General features: G+C 53.0%; 2 rRNA genes. Both read left to right on the top strand.

The features are described from left to right. Positions 1-355 precede the first annotated feature (355 nt). Positions 356-3,240, top strand: a 23S ribosomal RNA gene (locus ACODTZ_RS36010). Positions 3,241-3,353: 113 nt separating this feature from the next. After that, positions 3,354-3,468: ribosomal RNA gene (gene rrf / locus ACODTZ_RS36005) — 5S ribosomal RNA — on the top strand. Positions 3,469-3,504: the final 36 nt, after the last annotated feature.

The raw sequence follows: 3,504 nt of genomic DNA, 5'->3' as shown, positions 1-3,504 counted from the left end.
GACGTCCGAGCCCAGTTCCAATGACGTCGTGAATGGCCTAGCCGGCCGGAAGCGAAAGAGGGACTGGAGGTAGGTAGGAAGCTTGTCGCTCTGGATTGTTGGTTGTTCGGTGTCTTTGACACTGTCTGATCAACAATCGGATTACCGTTGCCTGACCGCGCGGTACCGGATTTAATCTCGAGAAGCTGGTCTTAAAGATCGGACACAAGTGAACTGCTCGGCGTAGTTCCAATAAAGTGATCCGATCGAACACGTCGATGGCATCATGAGATGACGCGGTTGTAAAAGGTAACCGCGTTGCTTTCGCATTCCTCTGGGAATGCTGAGCTAACTGATGAGCATTGGCAATGAGAACGATTAAGTGTCGTAAGGGCATTTGGTGGATGCCTTGGCATGCACAGGCGATGAAGGACGTGATACGCTGCGAAAAGCCGTGGGGAGCTGCGAATAAGCTTTGATCCATGGATATCCGAATGGGGAAACCCACCTTAAATGCTTGGAAAATCATTCTGGTTGGCTCAGCCTTGCGAGGGAAACTTCGTAGGGCGGTAGCCCGTCGCCGGTTATCCGGCGCGCCGTCCGCAGGCCTTTGGCCGTGAGGACAGAACCCGAGTGGTTTCCAAGCATTGTGATAAGGTATCTACACCTGAATAAAATAGGGTGTAAGAAGCGAACTCGGGGAACTGAAACATCTAAGTACCCGAAGGAAAGGACATCAACCGAGACTCCGCAAGTAGTGGCGAGCGAACGCGGACCAGGCCAGTGGCAATGAGGAATAAAGCGGAACCTTCTGGAAAGTTGGGCCGTAGCGGGTGATAGCCCCGTACGCGTAGAACACTCATTGTCCTAGAGTAGGGCGGGGCACGTGAAACCCTGTCTGAACGTGGGTAGACCACTATCCAAGCCTAAGTACTCGTGCATGACCGATAGCGAACAAGTACCGTGAGGGAAAGGTGAAAAGCACCCCGACAAGGGGAGTGAAATAGAACCTGAAACCGGATGCCTACAAACAGTCGGAGCCTGAAAGGGTGACGGCGTACCTTTTGTATAATGGGTCAACGACTTAGTGTAACAAGCAAGCTTAAGCCGGTAGGTGTAGGCGAAGCGAAAGCGAGTCTGAATAGGGCGATTTAGTTTGTTGCATTAGACCCGAAACCGAGTGATCTAGCCATGAGCAGGTTGAAGGTTGGGTAACACCAACTGGAGGACCGAACCCGCATCTGTTGCAATAGATTGGGATGACTTGTGGTTAGGGGTGAAAGGCCAATCAAACTCGGAAATAGCTGGTTCTCCGCGAAATCTATTTAGGTAGAGCGTCGAGCGAATACCCCGGGGGGTAGAGCACTGGATGGGCTATGGGGACTCACCGTCTTACTGATCCTAACCAAACTCCGAATACCCGGGAGTACTACTCGGCAGACACACGGCGGGTGCTAACGTCCGTCGTGAAAAGGGCAACAACCCTAACCTCCAGCTAAGGTCCCCAAGTCATGGCTAAGTGGGAAAGGATGTGAGGATCCCAAAACAACCAGGATGTTGGCTTAGAAGCAGCCATCATTTAAAGAAAGCGTAACAGCTCACTGGTCTAAATAAGGGTCTTTGCGCCGAAAATGTAACGGGGCTGAAGCCATGCACCGAAGCTGAGGATGTGCAGTAATGCACGTGGTAGCGGAGCGTTCCGTAAGCCTGTGAAGGGACAGTCGTGAGACATCCTGGAGGTATCGGAAGTGCGAATGTTGACATGAGTAACGATAAAGAGGGTGAGAGACCCTCTCGCCGAAAGACCAAGGGTTCCTGCTTAAAGTTAATCTGAGCAGGGTTAGCCGGCCCCTAAGGCGAGGCGGAAACGCGTAGTCGATGGGAACCACGTTAATATTCGTGGGCCTGGTGGTAGTGACGGATTGCGTAACTTGTATTCACTTATTGGATTGTGGGTGCAGGGAAGCGGTTCCAGGAAATAGCTCCATCATTATAGACCGTACCCGAAACCGACACAGGTGGTCAGGTAGAGTATACCAAGGCGCTTGAGAGAACTATGTTGAAGGAACTCGGCAAATTGCACGCGTAACTTCGGAAGAAGCGTGACCCCATGCTAGGCAACTATTATGGGGTGGCACAGACCAGGGGGTAGCGACTGTTTATCAAAAACACAGGGCTCTGCGAAGTCGCAAGACGACGTATAGGGTCTGACGCCTGCCCGGTGCTGGAAGGTTAAAGGGAGAGGTGCAAGCTTTGAACTGAAGCCCCAGTAAACGGCGGCCGTAACTATAACGGTCCTAAGGTAGCGAAATTCCTTGTCGGGTAAGTTCCGACCTGCACGAATGGCGTAACGACTTCCCCGCTGTCTCCAACATAGACTCAGTGAAATTGAATTCCCCGTGAAGATGCGGGGTTCCTGCGGTCAGACGGAAAGACCCCGTGCACCTTTACTATAGCTTTACACTGGCATTCGTGTCGGCATGTGTAGGATAGGTGGTAGGCTTTGAAGCAGGGACGCCAGTTTCTGTGGAGCCATCCTTGAAATACCACCCTTATCGTCATGGATGTCTAACCGCGGTCCGTTATCCGGATCCGGGACAGTGTATGGTGGGTAGTTTGACTGGGGCGGTCGCCTCCGAAAGAGTAACGGAGGCGCGCGATGGTGGGCTCAGACCGGTCGGAAATCGGTCGTCGAGTGCAATGGCATAAGCCCGCCTGACTGCGAGACTGACAAGTCGAGCAGAGACGAAAGTCGGTCATAGTGATCCGGTGGTCCCGCGTGGAAGGGCCATCGCTCAACGGATAAAAGGTACGCCGGGGATAACAGGCTGATGACCCCCAAGAGTCCATATCGACGGGGTTGTTTGGCACCTCGATGTCGGCTCATCGCATCCTGGGGCTGGAGCAGGTCCCAAGGGTTTGGCTGTTCGCCAATTAAAGCGGTACGTGAGCTGGGTTCAGAACGTCGTGAGACAGTTCGGTCCCTATCTGCCGTGGGTGTAGGAATATTGACAGGATCTGTCCCTAGTACGAGAGGACCGGGATGGACATATCTCTGGTGGACCTGTTGTCGTGCCAACGGCATAGCAGGGTAGCTACATATGGAATGGATAACCGCTGAAGGCATCTAAGCGGGAAACCAACCTGAAAACGAGTATTCCCTATCAGAGCCGTGGAAGACGACCACGTTGATAGGACGGGTGTGGAAGCGCAGCAATGTGTGAAGCTTACCGTTACTAATAGCTCGATCGGCTTAATTGTTCTCATTGCTTATGCTCATGCCGTCGAAAGACGGCCATGATGCCAAGACGTGTTCAAGACTAAAAACGAGGCCTAACCGGCCTCACCAGCTTCTCATCGTTGCGCTTCGCTGACCTGGTGGTTATGGCGGGGCGGCTGCACCCGTTCCCATTCCGAACACGGCCGTGAAACGCCCCTGCGCCTATGGTACTTCGTCTTAAGACGCGGGAGAGTCGGTCGCTGCCAGGTCTGCTAAACGCAACATAAAATCTTCTCTGATCGAAA

It is taken from the genome of Rhizobium sp. FG113 (assembly GCF_057809895.1).
Note: the sequence above shows the minus strand (reverse complement) of the source record. Positions and strands in the feature narration are given on the sequence as shown.